The organism is Flavobacteriales bacterium, from assembly GCA_016713875.1.
Taxonomy (GTDB): Bacteria; Bacteroidota; Bacteroidia; order Flavobacteriales_F; family PHOS-HE28; genus PHOS-HE28.
Map to the genome: position 1 here is coordinate 1,479,807 of JADJOI010000003.1, position 16,304 is coordinate 1,496,110.

The following is a 16,304-nucleotide window of genomic DNA, read 5'->3' on the forward strand; positions in this document are numbered from 1 at the left end:
CGCATGAGCGAAGGCCCTTCTCCCCTGCCCGACCGCGACGACGACCGCACGGACCACGTGCAGCGTTTCGAGGCCATGCTGAGCCGGAACGACCACTACTTCTTCGACGTCGAGGAGTTCGAGCTGATCATCGAGCACTACCTGGACAACAACGAGCCCAAGAAGGCCCGGCAGGTGCTGGACTATGCGCACCAGCAGCACCCCGGCTCGGTGGACCTGCTGTTCTGCGAGGCGCAGGTGCTGATGGGCATGGGTCGCTTGAACAGGGCCCTGGAGGTGCTGGACAGCATCGCCAAGCTGGAGCCCTACAACGAGGACGTGCACCTGCACAAGGCCGGCATCCACAGCCAGCTCCGCAACTACAGGAAGGCCATCGAGCACTACCGCAAGGCGCTGGAGCTGGCCGAGGAGGGCTTGGACGACATCTACCTGGACCTGGCCTTCGAGCACGAGAACTGCGAGCAGTTCGACGAGGCCATCGGCTGCCTGAAGAAGGCCCTGGAGGTGAACCCGGAGAACGAGGCCGTGCTGTACGAGCTGGCCTACTGCTACGACCTGGCGGAGGCGCACGAGGCCAGCGTGGTCTTCTTCCGCCACTTCACAAATGAGCACCCGTACAGCTTCGTGGCCTGGTACAACCTGGGCAACGCACTGGCCAAGCTGGGTCGGGTGGAGGAGAGCAACAACGCCCTGGACCTCTGCCTGGCCATCGAGGAGGAGTTCAGCTCGGCCTACTTCAGCAAGGCGCGCAACCTTCTACAGCAAGGGGCTTACGAGGAGGCCATCACCTGCTACCAGGAGACCCTGAACATCGATGGCCCGCAGGCCGTCACCTTCAGCTACATCGGCGAGTGCTTCGAGAAGATGGAGCGCTACGAGCAGGCGCTGATCCACTACGACCAGGCCCTGGCGCTGGACCCTAACTGGGTGGACGCGTGGATCGGTCGTGGGGTGGTGAAGGATTACCAGGGCCGGTTGGTGGAGGCCATCAAGGACCTGGAGCAGGCGGTGCGGATCTCGCCGGACACCGGCGACGGCTGGTTCTATCTGGCCAATGCGCTGGCCCGGGCCGAGCGCTGGGAGGCCAGCATCCAGGCGTACGAGCGGCTGAACAGCATGGAGCCCGAGAGCCTGGAGGGCTGGCTGGACCATGCCGACCTGATGATGCACCTGAAGGGTCCGGAGGCGGCGCTGGCCAAGCTGCGCGAAGGCGAGCTGGTGCACAAGCTGACCCCGCGCTACAAATACCGCATGGCCAGCTATCTGCTGCGCTGCGGCCGTCAGCAGCAGGCCCTGCTGGAGCTGGAGGAGGCGCTGATGGCCGACCATGCCGCGCACACCCAGCTGCTGGAGCACCACCCCGAGGCGGCCGCCATGCCGCAGGTGATGCACCTCATCGAGCTCTACAAGCGATGAACTTCAGCCTGTCGCACATCCCCGCGCGCACGGCCAAGCCGCGCGAGGAGGGCCTCACCATGGTGATGGACAAGGGCCTGAGCCTGCGGCAGGTGGACGACCTGATCGAGACCTCGGGCGACCTGGTGGACCTGGTGAAGCTGGGCTTCGGCACCAGCTACCTGATGCCGCGCCTGAAGGACAAGGTGAAGCGGTACACCGACGCCGGGATCAGGGTGTACCTGGGCGGCACGCTGTTCGAGGCCTTCATCGCCCGCGGGCAGTTCGACGCCTATCGCAAGCTGCTCAAGGAGTTGAAACTGGACCATGCCGAGGTGAGCGATGGCAGCATCACGCTCCCGCACGATGAGAAGTGCCGCTACATCAACCTGCTGGCGAAGGACCACACGGTGCTGAGCGAGGTGGGCAGCAAGGAGACCGGCATCCTGATCAGCCCGGCCAAGTGGGTTCGGATGATGAACACCGAGCTGGAGGCCGGCAGCTGGAAGGTGATCGCCGAGGCGCGAGAGAGCGGCAACGTGGGCATCTACCGGCCCAGCGGGCATGCGCACACCGCCCTGGTGAACCGGATCCTGGCCAAGGTGCCGGGCCGCGACATCCTGTGGGAGGCCCCACAGAAGAGCCAGCAGGTGTGGTTCATCAAGCAGCTCGGCGCCAACGTGAACCTGGGCAACGTGCCCGCCGAGGAGGTGATCCCGTTGGAGACCCTTCGGTTGGGCCTGCGGGGCGACACCTTCTTTCAGTACCTGCCCGAGGAGGTGGCCGAGAAGCTGCGGCAGGTGAAACCTCCCGAACAGGAGGGCAAGGGCAAGGCCTGATCGGGTTGACCAGGAAGCGTCATCCGGCGGATCTTCGCACCGCTTGCCCCCACACCCACCGCCCCATCCATGACCACGATCGGCCCGGAGGAACTGCACCGGATGCTTCGCGAGGGCTCGCAGTTCCAGCTGATCGATGTGCGCGAGCCGTATGAGGCCGAGCGCTGCACCCTGGGCGGCACGCTGATCCCGATGGGCGATCTGCTGGACCGCTTGAACGAGATCCGGCGCGACGTACCCGTGGTGGTGCACTGCCGCAGCGGCAACCGGGCGCTGGCGGTGATCACGGCGCTGGAACGGCGCCACGGCTTCACGAACCTCATCCAGCTGGAGGGCGGCATCCAGGCCTATGCGGCCCAGGTCGATCCCGGGATAAGCTGCGATTAGAGGCCACCCTTCCACACGGCATTCGTCAGGTGACGACCGCGGACCGCTGCCGTACCTTTACCCCTGTCCTCAACGAAGGCCCGATGCCCAGTTCCTCCGCCCATTCGCACGTCACGTTGAGCCCGGCCCAGAAGGCCCGGAAGATCAACATCGACGCCGACCTGTACGGCACCTTCGCCGAGATCGGGGCCGGTCAGGAGACGGTGCGTCACTTCTTTCGCGCGGGCGGGGCCAGCCAGACCATCGCCAAGGCGATGAGCGCGTACGACAAGGACTTCAGCAATGCCATCTACGGCAAGGAACCGGGCAATCGCTTCGTGTGTGAAAGCCGGCTGAGGAACATGCTGCGGCATGAATACGGCCTGATGGTGGAGCGCCTCTCGCGCAAGGACCACCCCACCAAGAAGTTCTTCACGTTCGCCAACACGGTGGCCACCAGCACGCTGGAGAAGCCGCACAGCGGGCATGGCTGGATCGGCGTCCGGTTCCAGACCGGTCCGGACAGGCCCACGAGCGATGTCATCATCCATGTGCGCCTGCACGACCCCGACATCAGCCTGCAACAGGAGACGCTGGGCGTGATGGGCACCAACCTGCTTTACGGCTGCCTGTTCCAGCACCACGACCCGCAGGAGATCATGACCAACCTGTACGACAACGTGAGCCGTCACGTCATCGAGGTGGACATGATCCAGATGAACGGGCCGGATTTCGCGCAGGTGGACAACCGGTTGCTGAGCCTGCAGTTGGTGAAGCGCGGCTACACGGACGCGGTGATCTTCGGCCCGGACGGGCAGAACCTGCAGGCCAGCGAGGCGCTGTACAAGAAGAACATCCTCACCATCCGCGGAAGCTTCCGCCCGGTGACGAAGGTGAACATCGATATGATCATGAACGGTTATAACATGTTCATCAAGGAGAACCGGGTGGACCGGGGTAATCTACAGGTGCTCTTCGAGATCACCTTGAACAACCTGCAGGCGGACACCGGCAGCGTGGACGAGAAGGACTTCATCGACCGGGCGGACATCCTGTGCAGCCTGGGGCAGACCGTGCTGATCAGCAACTACCAGCAGTATTACAAGCTGGTGGAGTACTTCAGCCGGTACACCAAGGCGCGCATGGGCCTGATCATGGGCGTGAACAACCTGATCGAAGTATTCGACGAGAAGTACTACCGGGACCTGAACGGCGGCATGCTGGAGGCCTTCGGCATCCTGTTCACCCGCGACCTGAAGATCTACGTATACCCCAGCAAACCCACGGCGGACGTGCCGCTGATGACCACGGAGAACATGCCGGTGCACCCGCGGTTGAAGCCCCTGTACGACTACCTGCTGTACAACAAACGCATCGTGGACATCGAGAGCTTCGATCCCACGGTGCTGCACATCTTCAGCCAGAAAGTGCTGTCCATGATCCGCGAAGGAAGGGACAACTGGGAGGAGCTCGTGCCCCCGTACGTGGACAACATGATCAAGGACAACCGGCTGTTCGGCTATCAGCCGAAGAGCGAGGCCTCGGGTGTGCCCAAGGTGGAGGCGAAGGCCTGATCCGGACGATCCGACGAGGTGGCGTCAGGGCTCGACGAGCCTGGTCGCCACGCGGTGAACGCTGGCTATCTTGCCGCGCTGCGATGCATGAAGGGAACCCCCAGCTGACCCCCACTGGCAGCGGCCGCACGGCCCGGGCGCGGCACCCCGCCGTGCGCCCCCTGCCCCACCCCTGGCGGGCCTGGCTCACCCTCAGCAACGACCCGGACAACACCACCCCGGCCGGCTGGGCCGAACTGCACCGCATCATCTGGGAGGAACTGCGGCTGCCCTTCGCGGACGCGCTCTTCCTGCGCTCGTACAACACCCAGCTGCCTGACCAGGTGGACCTGCACGGGCACCCACACATCCTGGCGGCGCACGAGCACGACAGCCTGCACACCTGGGGCGACTACATGTTCGCCCGCACCCGCGGATTCGACCGCAGCGATGCCGAGGAGTCGCTGGCCTGGCTGCAGCGCATCGGGTTCAGGCCACGCGTGTGGGTGGACCATAGCCAGTTCACCGGCAACATGCTGCACCTGCACCGGACCGGTTCCATCCCCGAGTTCCGGGACGCATCGGGTCATGTGTACGCCAATCCGCTGTACACACTGGACCTGGTGCATGCCGCCGGGGTTCGCTACCTCTGGGACGGCACGGTGACACCGGTGCTGGGCCAGGACATTCCGATGGGCGATCTGCAGTGGACGCTGGAGAGCGCCGGCGACCGCCGCACCGGGCTGGCGCTGTACGCCCGCCGGAGGATCCGGGCAGGGCTGCGTCCCGGTACGGTGGCCCCGGCCCGTGATGCGAACCGCGCCTACCGCCGCCACCGCTTCCCCGACGGGCGCAGCTTCTACATCTTCCAGCGGCACGGCGAGTGGCCGCTGGCCGACATCGACGGGCTCGGTGTGCTGCTGGCCCCGGCGCGGATGGATGCGCTGGTCCGGCGCGGCGGGGTGTGCATCGCCTACACCCATCTGGGCAAACGGCCCGCCGCGCGCATGGGCGATCCCGTGCACGTGCCCCCCGCCACCCGACGTGCGCTGGAGCATGCGGCCGCGCTGCATCGGCAGGGACGGCTGATGATCAGCGGCACGGCCCGGCTGCTGGACCACCTGGTGATCCGCGACCACATCGCGGTGGATGAGCCGCAACGCAGCCTGCGTTTCGTCGCCGATGGCATCGCGTTCGATCGCCTCGGGGCCGCCGAGCTGGCCGGACATGCGTTCACCTTCGACCTCACCGCCGACCGCCGGTGGACCGTGGTGGGAAGCGACGGCGCGCTCAACCCGCGCGTGGAAACGCACGGCCGGAAGGCCTTCACCCTTCATTTCGACGGCGCATGAGCCACCGGCTGGTCCTGCTCACCAATCGGTCCCGAGGGGCCATGGCCCTGGCCCGGGCTTTGGTGGCCGAGGGCCTCGACCTGCGGTCGGTGGTGGTGGGCCGCGAACCTGCGCCGGAGAAGTCCAAACAGGTGATCCCGAGATTGCTGCGGGCCACGATCGGCGATGCGCTCGTGAACCGCATCGGCGCCCTTCGGCAGGACCCGGCCGTCACGCATGTGATGCGGGTGGAGCGGCGCTTGTTCGCCGAGGCGGACATTGTGCTGGAAGGGGGCATCAACGCGTGCGGCGTGCTCCCGGGCTGGCCTCCCGGCGTGGCCGTGGTGGAGACGGAGAGCATGAACAACGCCGGGACGGTGGGGCTCGTCCGCGCCGCGTCGCCTTCGGCCCTTGTGGTGTTCGGCACCGGCATCCTGAAGCGCAGTGTGCTGGACATCGCCCCGGCGATCAATGCACACACGAGCCTGCTGCCGCAGTACCGCGGCACCCGCAGCGAGTTCTGGCAGTGCCGCCACGACGACCCCGCCCACGTAGGCATCACGATCCACCTGGTGGACGAAGGGGTGGACACCGGTCCGGTGCTGTTCCAGCGCCCCACGGCGACGCCGTGGCCCACCACCCCCTTCCACTTGCGCAGCTTGAACACGGTGGAGGTGATCCGCCATATGCCGGGCGTGGTGCGGGCCTTCCTGGAAGGGCGGCTGACCCCGTTCGCTCAGCCGGATGTCCCGAGCACCACCTACCGCAACCGTGACATCACCTTCGCCGACCGGCAGGCGCTGTTCGGCCATCTGGAGGCCTGACCGCGATGCGTCCCACGATGGCCCGCCGCCTTGCCGGGCACCGTGGCCCGGTGTACGGGCTGGCTGTTCAACGGGGCCTTGTCCTGAGCGGGAGCGGCGACGGGATGATCGTGGCGTGGGACGCGGATGGTGCTTCCGGCGAAGCACTTGCGCAGGTCGGCCAGGCCGTGTTCGCCCTGGCCGTGCTCGACGAACCGGAGGCTCTTGTGATCGGCACGGAGGGTGGAGAGCTGCACGTGGTGGACCTGCGCGACAGGCGCGAAGTGCAGCACCTTGTGCTTCACCGTCGGGGCATCTTCCGCATCGCGGTACTGGACCAGGACCGGTTGGCATGCGCGGGTGGTGATGGCACCCTGAGCGTGTGGACGGTGCGCCGGGACGCACAGGGCCCGCGGCTCGCGCTGCAGCGACAGATCCCCATCACCGAGGAAAAGCTGCGTGACGTGGCGGTGAACGCCGAGGAGGGCCTGGTGGCGGTGGCCTGCGGGGACGGCACGGTGCGCGTGCTCGATCGGGAGGACCTCAACGAAAGGCTGACGCTGGAGGCCCACACCGGGGGGGCCACGAGCGTGGCCTGGCACCCCGGCAAGCCGGTGCTGCTCTCGGGCGGCAAGGACGGCCATCTACGGGCCTGGCACGCGGAACGCGGCACGCCCCTTCTCGCCCAGCCGGCGCATCGGGCGGGGATCTACGCGCTGGCCTTCGACCCGCGGGGGCTTGTGCTGGCCAGCGCCAGCCGGGACAAGACCGCCAAGCTGTGGCGGGCGGACGACCTGGGGCCGGAAGGTCGCCTGGACCGCAGCACCGGCGGGCACACCCATAGCGTGAACCACCTTTGCTGGCTGGGCGACCGCCTGTTCACCGGCGGCGATGACCGCATGGTGATCGAGTGGTCCTTCTCCGGCAGCGGCGCCGATGGCCGCTAACTTGCCCGCATGGCCACCCCTCGACGCACGCGCACCACACGCGGGGTGCTCTGGGGCCTGGCCGCGGTGCTGCTGGCGGTGACCAACAACATCAACTGGGGAGGCGAGCATTGGCGCACGGTGCTACAGGCCGATGCCAAGGGCTACCACGCCTACCTCCCCGCCCTGGTGCTGCACCACGATCTGCATTTCGGCTTTATGGAGCTCGCGGACAGCCTGTCGAGCACACCCGCACTGCGGTATGACTACCGCACCGCGCCCACGGGCGACACCATCAACAAGTACTGGTGCGGCACCGCCCTGCTGCAGGCCCCCTTCTACCTGGTGGCACATGGGGCGCTGAAGGTCGCCGGTCGGCCGACCCCTGGCCATGGCAAGCCCTACGTGATGGCTGTTTGCCTGGCGGCCATCGCCTATGCGCTGATCGGGCTTTGGGCCGTGGGCCGCCTGTTGGCCGGATGGGGCGTGGACGCTCGCTGGGGGGGGCTCTCGATAGCCTCCCTGCTGTTCGGTACCCACCTCTTCTACTACACCATCGTGGCCCCGGGCATGAGCCATGTGTACAGCTTCGCCCTGGTGTCGCTGTTGCTGCTGGCCGGCCGCCGGTACGCCACCGATGGCCGGGCAGGGTGGCTGCCCCTGATAGGTGCCCTCACCGGCCTACTGGTGCTCGTGCGTCCGGTGAACGGGCTTGCCGTGCTGGCACTGCCCGTGGTGGCGGGTGGCTGGACCATCTTCCTGCAGCGCGTCCGGGGCCTCCGTCGACAAGTACCCGCGGTGATCGCAGCTATCGCTGTCGGGGTGCTTCTCGCCGGCCTTCAACCGGGGATCTACAGGATCGGTACCGGCCATTGGTGGGTGGACAGCTATCCCGGCGAGCACTTCCGCTGGAGCGACCCGCACATGGTGGACATCCTGCTCAGCTACCGCAAGGGCCTGTTCGTGTACACGCCGCTCTGCGCGCTGGCCCTGCTGGGCCTGGTTCCTTTGTGGCGTCGATCGCGCTTCAGCGCACTGGGGTGGATGGCGTTCATGACGCTGCTCACCTATGTGCTGTCCAGTTGGTGGAATTGGTGGTACGGCGGCAGCTTCAGCGCCCGCCCGTACGTGGAATACCTGCCCCTGTTCGCGCTGCTGCTCGGGCTGGCGTGGCAGGATGCCCGGGGTGCACGGCGGACGGTGCTCCTGTGCGTCGCAGCGGCGCTCGTTCTGCTGTGCCAGGTGCAGACCTACCAGGCGCGCTACTACCAGATCCACTACGAGGACATGGACCGGGCTCGCTACTGGGACGTGTTCCTTCGTTTGGACAGGCTGCCGTGAACGGCTACAACGGGTAGAACAACGGGAGCAGGAAAGAGGCGAGCAGCCAGAAGAGCAGGTGCAGCGGCGCACCCACTTTCAGGAAATCCGTGTACCGGTATCGGCCCGCGCTGTACACCATGGCGTTGGTCTGGTAGCCGATGGGTGTCATGAAGCTGGCGCTGGCGGCGAAGGCGACAGCCATGAGGAACGGTGTCGGACTGGAATCCATGCGCTCGGCGACCTTCACGGCGATGGGGGTGATGAGGGCTGCGGTGGCGGTATTGCTCATCAGCTCGGTGAGCAGGCTGGTGAAGAGATACAGGCCGCTGAGGACGGCCACGGGACCCAGGTTGCGCAGGAGGTCCACCACCGTCCCGGCCAGCCGGGCATCCAGGCCGCTGGCGTGCATGCCGATGCCCAAACTGAAGGAGCCGGCCATCAGGAACACGATCTTCCATTCGATGGCCTCGTAGACGTCCTTCATGGTCAGGCAGCCGGTGAGGACCACGAAGACCACCGCTGCCAGGGCGGCCACCATCACGGGCAGCACGTTCAGGCTGGCCAGCACCACCACGGAGGCGACGGCGGCGGAGACCAGGGCGAAGCGCCGGCGATCGAACGCGGCGATGCCGTCCTGCCGGGCCAGGATGGCGAAGGGCGCATCGGGACCGCGTTGCAGGCGCTGCAGGGTGCCCACGTAGTGGCTGCGGACCTCGGCGAGGACCACATCACCGCTGCGCAGCACCACATCGTGCAGGCGGTCGTGCACCACCTCCTCGCGATGGCGCACGGCGAGGGGCACGGCGCGGTAGGCGCGGATCAGGTCGGCCTCGCGCAGGGTCTTGCCCTCCAAGGGGCTGCTGGCGGTGATCACCAGTTCCACCAGCGCGGTGCCCCGGGCCCGAAGGTCATCGTCGGCCAGGCGCACGCTGGGCCGCACGCTCACCTGGGCCCGGTCCTTCATGGCGCGGATCCTGGCCACATCGCAACGCACCTTGAGCAGGTCGCCCGCTTCGAGCACCGTATCTCCGCTGGGCAGATTGAACCGTTGGTCGCCGCGCTGGATGGCGATGATGTCCATCTCGAGGTCGCGGACCAACGGACTGTCCATGATGCGCTTGCCCACACTGCTTCCACCGGAGAGGAGCTCCACTTCGGTGAGGTACCCGCCCATGCCGAACTGATCGCCCAGGTCATCCCCCACCGGCCTGTCCCCGGGTAGCAGGTGTCGCCCGACGAGGATCATGTAGGCCACACCGGCCACCAGGAAGACAAGGCCCATCGGCGCCATCTGGAACATGCTGATGGACGGAGCCCCGAGCTTCTGCGCCAGTCCGCTGACCACGATGTTGGTGCTGGTGCCGATGAGCGTACAGGTGCCGCCCAGGATGGTGCCGAAGCTGAGCGGGATGAGCAATTTGCCCGGGTGGATCCGCGCCGAGCGGGCCATCTGCACCGCCACCGGGATGAAGACCGCGACGATCGGCGTGTTGTTGATGAAGGCGGAGATGGCACCGATGAACAGCATGAACACGGCCAGACCACGCGCCTCCCCTTCCTTGAACAACGGGCCGAGCCGGGGACCGATGGTGCTGAGCGCGCCGGTACGCAGCAAGGCGGCGCTGAGCACGAACATGAACGCCACGGTGAGGGTGGCCGCATCGCTGAACCCCGCCACGGCCTCCTGCGGCGAGATGACCCCGGTGAGCGTCAGGACCAGGGCGATGAGCAGGGCCACCAGGTCGATGCTGAGCTTCTCGGAGATGAACAGCACCAGCGCACCGATCACGGTGGCAAGGACGATCCATTCGGAAGGTGACATCGGCGAAGGTGGCCTGCGAAGTAAGTGAACCCCGGGCAGGGTGGACGCGCGGCCCGCAGCACGGTCGGCGCGTTCCGCACCCGCATCCGGCCGGTCCGCACGAAACCGAAGGCCGGGCAACTTGGCCCGCACAACCACGTCCCCCATGCCACGGAACCTGACCCTCTCCGCCGCCGTCGTCCTGCTCCTCGGCCAAGGGTCGGCCAGCGCTCGAGGTTGCGCGGCCATCCGGAGCTTCACCAGTTGCAACCCCAACGCGTTCACCAACGGAGAACTGGTGGGAAAAGGCTGGCAGTTGAGCATGAACTACCGCTACTTCGAGTCGTTCCGCCATTTCAAAGGCGACCAAGAGGAGACGCAACGGCTCGAGATCGGCAACGAGGTGTGGAACTACAGCACGCAGTTGAACCTGGGGCTCGTGTACAACCTGGACCGCCGGAACGGCGTGGTGTTCTTCCTTCCATACAGCTACAACGTGCGCAGTTCGGAGTGTGAGCACCGCACCACCGGCAACCCGTCGATCCGCACGCGGAAGAGCATGCGCAGCATGGGCATCGGCGACATCCGGGCGAGCTATCCGCGTTGGCTCGGGAACCCGGACAGCGTGTCGAACGGCAACTTGCAGGTCGGCGTCGGGGTGGAACTGCCCACCGGCAATTTCGCCTACCGCGACTTCTGGTACAACGTGGGGCCTGACACGCTAGGCGAGTACCGTCCTGTGGACCAGAGCATCCAGCCTGGCGACGGTGGGTTCGGGCTCACGCTGGAGCTCCAGGGCTACCGCAGGTTCTTTGGACCGGTCTTCGGCTACCTGAACGCGTTCTACCTGTTCGATCCGATGGAAACGAACGGCACGCGCACCAATCGGGAAACGATCAGTCCGGTCCTGGCCGATGAGGACATCATGAGCGTTCCTGATCAATACATGGCCCGGGCCGGCCTGAACTGGAACATCAGCCACAAGCTTGGGCTGAACCTTTTCGCGGGCGGCCGCCTGGAGGGCATCCCCGGGAAGGACCTGATCGGGGGGAGAGGAGGCGTCAGACGTCCGGGCTACGTCTTGAGCGTGGAACCCGGCATCGACTGGATGCGGGGCCACCACGATGTGAACATCAGCATCCCCTGGGCCCTCTACCGGAACAGGACGCAGAGCGCGACGGATAGGGAGATGGAGGCGCAGTTGAGCACCCCGCGGCATGGGGACGCCGCGTTCGCGGACCACATGATCAACCTGTCCTGGAGTTCGCGGTTCGCACACTGAGGCATCAGCGCAGGTGCGTCACATACCAAGGGACGGCGCGCCGAAGTCCATCCTCGATGGTGAACCGGGGTTCGTAGCCCAGCACGGCACGGGCACGCCCCACGTCCGCCAAAGAGGCCTTGACATCACCGGGGCGGTCCGGGCCATGCTCCACGGGGACCTGTGCCACAAGCGGATCATGCGCCTGCAGTTGGGTCCGCAACAGGTCCACCAGCGTCAGCAGGTCGGTGCTGCGGCCATACGCGATGTTGAACACCGCGCCGAACGCCTCGGGCCGGATGGTGGCCAGCGCGCACTGGACGGCATGCACCGCATTGCCCACATAGGTGAAGTCACGGGTCTGGCGGCCGTTCCCGTTGAGAACAGGCGGCTGGTGGCTCAGGAACCGGCTGATGAAGCGTGGAATGGCCGCAGCATATGGTCCGTTCGGATCCTGGTGCTCGCCGAACACGTTGAAGAACCGGAGACCCACGGTCTGCGATCCGAACAAACGGTGGTAGAGCCCGGCATACGCCTCATCCATGGCCTTGGTGACCGCATAAGGGGAGAGCGGAACCCCTTCCTGGCCTTCCACTTTCGGCGAGGCGGGGCTGTCGCCATAGACACTGGAACTGCTGGCGTAGACCAATCGTCGCACCCCGTGGCCACGGCACGCCTCCAGGATATGCAGAAAGCCGGTGAGGTTGGCAGCCTCGCTGGCCAGGGGATCATCGATGCTCCGCGGTACTGAGCCCAAAGCGGCCAGGTGCACGACGCGCCCAACCCCCTCTACGGCCTGCCGACAGGCGTCGAGGTCGCGGATGTCCGCCTCCACGAGACGGAAACCCGGCCGCTCCAACAAGGGAACGATATTGGCCCGACGACCGGTAGCGAAGCTGTCCAGGCAGCGCACGGACGAACCGCTGTCCAGCAAGGTCCGACAGACATGGCTACCGATGAAACCAGCGCCCCCCGTGACCAGGATGGGCCGGTCCTCCATGCTCATGCGGGCAAAACTACCGTCGCACCGGGACCACTGAGGTGGTGGGAAGGTGGGTTATGAACAGGAACGGCCGGGATCGGAGGGTCTCCCGGAATATGCGTGATCGCTCACATATGTATGGCCATACATATTTCGAACCTATTGATTTTCAATACTATTAGACGAATCTGCACGAGCTACATTGAATGTCCTTTACGCCGAGGGCCACGTCCGCGGGAAAGGGACCATTATACTCAGGTGGATAACCACCTCAATTTCTGCAACATACGCGCCGGTGGACCAAGGGGTCGTTGACCGGGCCACGGCGAGTGAACAGCGGTCGACCTGGAAGTATGTATGGCCATGCATATATTTAATCTTCTGAAATACAGAATGTTACCATCCCCCCGGCGAGTCTCCCACGGGCCGCCGGATCACCCGGCTGGATCCCGACCACATGAGCATCAACTCATCCTTCCAACCACTCGTGTGGCCAGCCTCCTGCGGCTTCCGCCAAAGGCTCCACGGTTCGAACGCAGGGAGGCCATCCATGCGTTCCGGTCGGCCAAGCGGTCAGAGGTCTCCCTTGAAGGCCACTCCGAACGACATGGTATGCCAACTGTGCGGTGTGATCGGACAGATCACAGCGTCGATGCGCCCCACGAGATCACGTTGCGCCTCCGTGCGTCCCAGGTTCGCGAGGAGGCCGGTGGTCCGGAACTCCACTTTCGCGAACGGTGCGAACAGCGACCGGTCCTGTGGCATGTGTAGGTAGCGCCAGTAGTGCTCCCAAGCGACGAACCGACGGCGAAGCCACTGGTGCAGGATGGTCCCGGCGAGGTTCTCGGCCCAAAGCAGAACGCCACCGGGCTTCAGCACACGGTGTACCTCCAGCAGGGCCTGCGCTTGCCGGTCAGGGGTGCTCAAGGCGCCGAGCATGCTCTTGAACGCCACCACGTCGAAACTGGCGTCCGGCTTGGGAATGGCCAGCGCGTCGATGGTCTCATAGGTGATGGCCTCCTGCCATCCCATGGACCGGTGCAGCTCCCTGGCGCGATCCGTGGGGCCCCGCAGGTCGCTGCACACCGTGGTCAGTCCGTGTTCGGCCAGCATCAGGCTGAGCCCACCGTCCCGTTCGCCCAACGCCAGCGCCTGTCCATCGCGACCGTGCAGGCGTTGAAGGGTCTGTCGCCAGAGCGGATAGGCCCGCGCCCAGGTTCGCACCTCCCATTGGAAGTAGAGGTCCAGGCGATCGGACGGTGCGGACATGCGACAAAGAAAAGAGGCGGCCGGTCGGCCGCCTCTTCGCTCGGGTTGTTCAGGCTCACTTGGCCACGGCGACGCTTCGCTTTTCGCGGATGACCGTGATCTTGACCTGACCAGGATAAGTAAGCTCGTTCTGGATCCGTTCGGCGATGAGCAGGCTGAGCTCGTCCGACTGGGCGTCGGTGATACGCTCACTCTCCACCATCACGCGGAGTTCGCGTCCTGCTTGGATGGCAAAGGCCTTGGTGACGCCGTTGTAGCTCATGGCCAGACTTTCCAGGTCCTTCAGTCGCTGGATGTACGCCTCCACGGCCTCGCGTCGGGCACCGGGACGTGCCCCACTGATGGCGTCGCAGGCCTGCACGATGGGCGAGAGCAGCGTGGTCATTTCGATCTCGTCGTGGTGGGCACCGATCGCGTTACAGACGTCGGGCTTCTCGCCGTACTTCTCGGCCAGTTTCATGCCCAGCAGGGCGTGAGGCAGTTCGGGCTCCTCATCGGGCACCTTGCCGATGTCGTGCAGCAGTCCAGCGCGCTTGGCGGTCTTGGGGTTGAGGCCGAGTTCGGCGGCCATGATGGCGCTGAGGTTGGCCACTTCGCGGCTGTGCTGCAGCAGATTCTGCCCGTAACTGCTGCGGAAGCGCATCCGGCCCACCATGCGGATGAGCTCGTTGTGGAGGCCATGGATACCCAGATCGATGCAGGTGCGCTTGCCGGTCTCGATGATCTCCTCCTCCAAGTGCTTCTTCGTCTTGGCCACGATCTCCTCGATGCGGGCCGGATGGATGCGTCCGTCCTTCACTAGCTGATGCAGGGCGAGCCGGGCGGTCTCGCGTCGCACGGGGTCGAAGCAGCTCAGGATGATCGCCCCGGGGGTGTCGTCCACGATCACCTCCACACCGGTGGCCTCCTCCAGGGTGCGGATGTTGCGGCCTTCGCGTCCGATGATCCGGCCTTTCACATCGTCGTTCTCAATGTTGAACACGCTCACGCTGTTCTCGATCGCATGCTCAGTGGCCACCCGCTGGATGGTCTGGATCACGATCCGCTTGGCCTCCTTGTTCGCGTTGATCTTGGCCTCCTCCTGAACCTCCTTGATGTGCGCCATGGCCCCGGTGCGTGCCTCATCCTTAAGGCTGTCCATCAGCTGCTTGCGAGCCTCATCCGCGTTCATGTTGGCCACCTTCTCCAGCAAGGCCACTTGCTTCTGGTGCATCTTGTCGACCTCTTCCTTTCGGCGGGTGAGCCCGTCCATCTTCTGGGCCAGGTCCTGCTTCAATTGGTCCACCTGCTTCTCCTTTTGCGCCAGGTCCTGCTGTTGGCGGCTGAGCTGTTGTTCCCGCTGCTTGATCCGCTCCTGGCCCTGCTGGGCTTTCTTGTCGCGTTCGCGCAGGTCGCGCTCATGCTCCTCCTTCAACTGGAGGAACTTCTCCTTCGCCTGCACCAATTTCTCCTTCTTGAGCGCCTCACCCTCGGCCTCGGCTTCGCGGAGGAGGGCATCGCGTCGCTTGCGCAAGAGCCCGTTGAGGAATACGGCGACGACCGCCCCACCGGCCACCAGGCCGGCCAGCAGGCCGATGATCACTGACAGAATATCCATGTCCATGTTGGTTGTTGGTTCACATGGACCACGTCCTCCGCAGTTGGGGGACGAAGCAGGCGATCAGCCAGCGGCCGCGCGAAGGAGCTCGTCGAGACGGTCAAGCTCGCCCAAGGCCTGGGCCTGCTCCTTGACCACGGTACCGTTCAATGCGCGTACGCTCACCTCCAGGGCCGCCATGGCCAGCAGGTCTTGCTTGTCGGTGAGGGGGTAATGCGTGCGGAGCCGGTCCATGCTCTCGTTGATCTCCTGTGCGGCCTGACGGACGTGCTGCTCTTCATCCGGGTGGATGTTGAGCGGGTATGCCCGCCCGGCGATCTCGATCCTGATCGATAGGTCTTCCATGGTCTTCCGCGCCCAGCTCGTTCAGTTGTTCAACAAGGCCAGGCAGCGGTCGATCTCGTTCACCAGTTCATCGATCCGTTGCTTCGTTCCCTGACCCTCCTCGGACCCTTGACGGGCCTTGGCGGTCCGGAGGACCTCGTTCTCCTTCTCCAGCTCAGCGATCCGGGTCTCCAGCACGGCGATGCGTTGACCCGATTCCCGCTCGGAACTTCCGATCCGGTCCAGTTGGGCACGCAGTTCGCGGTGTTGGCGAAGGAGTTGGGCCACCCGGTCATGCACCGATCGAAGCCGCTCCACCAATTCGCTCATCTGCCAAGAAGGACCTTCCGTGGTCCGAGGTCAAAGATAAACGCCACGCACCTTCCATCTTCCGGGATCTTTGAACCTCAACTTGTTGATGCGTGGAAGCACCACCCGGATGGGCCGCGGCCGTCCACCGGATAGGTTTGTCGACCATCCCCGCAGCAGTCATAAATAACGCTTTGATAAATGAGGTATAAAATACTGATGATC

Annotated in this window: 15 protein-coding genes; 9 read left to right on the forward strand and 6 right to left on the reverse strand. The window is 65.3% G+C overall.

The window, feature by feature from the left end:
* Positions 1 to 3 precede the first annotated feature (3 nt).
* The 8 genes from IPJ87_07945 (at position 4) to IPJ87_07980 (ending at position 8,554) form a co-directional block, all read left to right on the forward strand.
* Positions 4 to 1,416 (forward strand): tetratricopeptide repeat protein, encoded by a 1,413-nt coding sequence (locus IPJ87_07945; protein ID MBK7941791.1) that lies wholly within the window; start codon positions 4 to 6, stop codon positions 1,414 to 1,416.
* The gene (locus tag IPJ87_07950; protein ID MBK7941792.1) at positions 1,413 to 2,234 is read left to right on the forward strand and encodes a phosphosulfolactate synthase; all 822 of its coding nucleotides are present in this window, start codon (positions 1,413 to 1,415) and stop codon (positions 2,232 to 2,234) included. Before IPJ87_07945 ends, IPJ87_07950 begins: the two co-directional genes overlap by 4 nt.
* 69 nt (positions 2,235 to 2,303) lie before the next feature.
* Entirely contained in the window at positions 2,304 to 2,621 is a 318-nt protein-coding gene (locus IPJ87_07955) for a hypothetical protein (GenBank protein ID MBK7941793.1), read from the forward strand.
* 83 nt (positions 2,622 to 2,704) lie between these two features.
* Positions 2,705 to 4,174 (forward strand): TonB-dependent receptor, encoded by a 1,470-nt coding sequence (locus tag IPJ87_07960; protein MBK7941794.1) that lies wholly within the window; start codon positions 2,705 to 2,707, stop codon positions 4,172 to 4,174.
* Between the two features lie 83 nt (positions 4,175 to 4,257).
* Positions 4,258 to 5,505 (forward strand): hypothetical protein, encoded by a 1,248-nt coding sequence (locus tag IPJ87_07965; GenBank protein MBK7941795.1) that lies wholly within the window; start codon positions 4,258 to 4,260, stop codon positions 5,503 to 5,505.
* Positions 5,502 to 6,308 carry a hypothetical protein gene (locus IPJ87_07970; GenBank protein ID MBK7941796.1) on the forward strand — a complete coding sequence of 269 codons (807 nt, stop codon included), beginning with the start codon at positions 5,502 to 5,504 and terminating at the stop codon, positions 6,306 to 6,308. Before IPJ87_07965 ends, IPJ87_07970 begins: the two co-directional genes overlap by 4 nt.
* A gap of 17 nt (positions 6,309 to 6,325) precedes the next feature.
* On the forward strand, positions 6,326 to 7,234 hold the full coding sequence (locus IPJ87_07975) for a hypothetical protein (GenBank protein MBK7941797.1): 909 nt from the start codon (positions 6,326 to 6,328) through the stop codon (positions 7,232 to 7,234).
* A gap of 9 nt (positions 7,235 to 7,243) precedes the next feature.
* Positions 7,244 to 8,554: a hypothetical protein gene (locus tag IPJ87_07980; GenBank protein ID MBK7941798.1), complete on the forward strand. Its 1,311-nt coding sequence runs from the start codon at positions 7,244 to 7,246 to the stop codon at positions 8,552 to 8,554.
* 4 nt (positions 8,555 to 8,558) lie between these two features.
* Here IPJ87_07980 and IPJ87_07985 read toward each other — a convergent pair whose 3' ends face one another.
* Positions 8,559 to 10,358, reverse strand: a complete 1,800-nt coding sequence (locus IPJ87_07985) for an SLC13 family permease (protein MBK7941799.1) — start codon at positions 10,356 to 10,358, stop codon at positions 8,559 to 8,561.
* Positions 10,359 to 10,503: 145 nt separating this feature from the next.
* Between IPJ87_07985 and IPJ87_07990 the strand changes: the two genes are divergently transcribed.
* Positions 10,504 to 11,619 (forward strand): hypothetical protein, encoded by a 1,116-nt coding sequence (locus IPJ87_07990; GenBank protein ID MBK7941800.1) that lies wholly within the window; start codon positions 10,504 to 10,506, stop codon positions 11,617 to 11,619.
* A 4-nt stretch (positions 11,620 to 11,623) separates the two neighbouring features.
* Here IPJ87_07990 and IPJ87_07995 read toward each other — a convergent pair whose 3' ends face one another.
* The 5 genes from IPJ87_07995 to IPJ87_08015 all read right to left on the reverse strand — a co-directional run bounded on the left by IPJ87_07995 (position 11,624) and on the right by IPJ87_08015 (position 16,100).
* Entirely contained in the window at positions 11,624 to 12,604 is a 981-nt protein-coding gene (locus tag IPJ87_07995; protein ID MBK7941801.1) for a GDP-mannose 4,6-dehydratase, read from the reverse strand.
* A gap of 549 nt (positions 12,605 to 13,153) precedes the next feature.
* On the reverse strand, positions 13,154 to 13,849 hold the full coding sequence (locus tag IPJ87_08000; protein MBK7941802.1) for a class I SAM-dependent methyltransferase: 696 nt from the start codon (positions 13,847 to 13,849) through the stop codon (positions 13,154 to 13,156).
* A gap of 55 nt (positions 13,850 to 13,904) precedes the next feature.
* Positions 13,905 to 15,452 carry a ribonuclease Y gene (gene rny, locus IPJ87_08005; GenBank protein ID MBK7941803.1) on the reverse strand — a complete coding sequence of 516 codons (1,548 nt, stop codon included), beginning with the start codon at positions 15,450 to 15,452 and terminating at the stop codon, positions 13,905 to 13,907.
* A gap of 57 nt (positions 15,453 to 15,509) precedes the next feature.
* Complete coding sequence (locus IPJ87_08010; GenBank protein MBK7941804.1) at positions 15,510 to 15,791, reverse strand: cell division protein ZapA; 282 nt, start codon at positions 15,789 to 15,791, stop codon at positions 15,510 to 15,512.
* 21 nt (positions 15,792 to 15,812) lie between these two features.
* Positions 15,813 to 16,100: a hypothetical protein gene (locus IPJ87_08015; protein ID MBK7941805.1), complete on the reverse strand. Its 288-nt coding sequence runs from the start codon at positions 16,098 to 16,100 to the stop codon at positions 15,813 to 15,815.
* Between the last annotated feature and the right edge of the window lie 204 nt (positions 16,101 to 16,304).

Bases quoted from the DNA above. Each gene is read 5' to 3' on its own strand.
- IPJ87_07945 (MBK7941791.1), top strand. From the start codon at position 4: ATGAGCGAAGGCCCTTCTCCCCTGCCCGACCGCGACGACGACCGCACG.
- IPJ87_07950 (MBK7941792.1), top strand. From the start codon at position 1,413: ATGAACTTCAGCCTGTCGCACATCCCCGCGCGCACGGCCAAGCCGCGC.
- IPJ87_07955 (MBK7941793.1), top strand. From the start codon at position 2,304: ATGACCACGATCGGCCCGGAGGAACTGCACCGGATGCTTCGCGAGGGC.
- IPJ87_07960 (MBK7941794.1), top strand. From the start codon at position 2,705: ATGCCCAGTTCCTCCGCCCATTCGCACGTCACGTTGAGCCCGGCCCAG.
- IPJ87_07965 (MBK7941795.1), top strand. From the start codon at position 4,258: ATGCATGAAGGGAACCCCCAGCTGACCCCCACTGGCAGCGGCCGCACG.
- IPJ87_07970 (MBK7941796.1), top strand. From the start codon at position 5,502: ATGAGCCACCGGCTGGTCCTGCTCACCAATCGGTCCCGAGGGGCCATG.
- IPJ87_07975 (MBK7941797.1), top strand. From the start codon at position 6,326: ATGGCCCGCCGCCTTGCCGGGCACCGTGGCCCGGTGTACGGGCTGGCT.
- IPJ87_07980 (MBK7941798.1), top strand. From the start codon at position 7,244: ATGGCCACCCCTCGACGCACGCGCACCACACGCGGGGTGCTCTGGGGC.
- IPJ87_07985 (MBK7941799.1), bottom strand. From the start codon at position 10,358: ATGTCACCTTCCGAATGGATCGTCCTTGCCACCGTGATCGGTGCGCTG.
- IPJ87_07990 (MBK7941800.1), top strand. From the start codon at position 10,504: ATGCCACGGAACCTGACCCTCTCCGCCGCCGTCGTCCTGCTCCTCGGC.
- IPJ87_07995 (MBK7941801.1), bottom strand. From the start codon at position 12,604: ATGAGCATGGAGGACCGGCCCATCCTGGTCACGGGGGGCGCTGGTTTC.
- IPJ87_08000 (MBK7941802.1), bottom strand. From the start codon at position 13,849: ATGTCCGCACCGTCCGATCGCCTGGACCTCTACTTCCAATGGGAGGTG.
- rny (MBK7941803.1), bottom strand. From the start codon at position 15,452: ATGGACATGGATATTCTGTCAGTGATCATCGGCCTGCTGGCCGGCCTG.
- IPJ87_08010 (MBK7941804.1), bottom strand. From the start codon at position 15,791: ATGGAAGACCTATCGATCAGGATCGAGATCGCCGGGCGGGCATACCCG.
- IPJ87_08015 (MBK7941805.1), bottom strand. From the start codon at position 16,100: ATGAGCGAATTGGTGGAGCGGCTTCGATCGGTGCATGACCGGGTGGCC.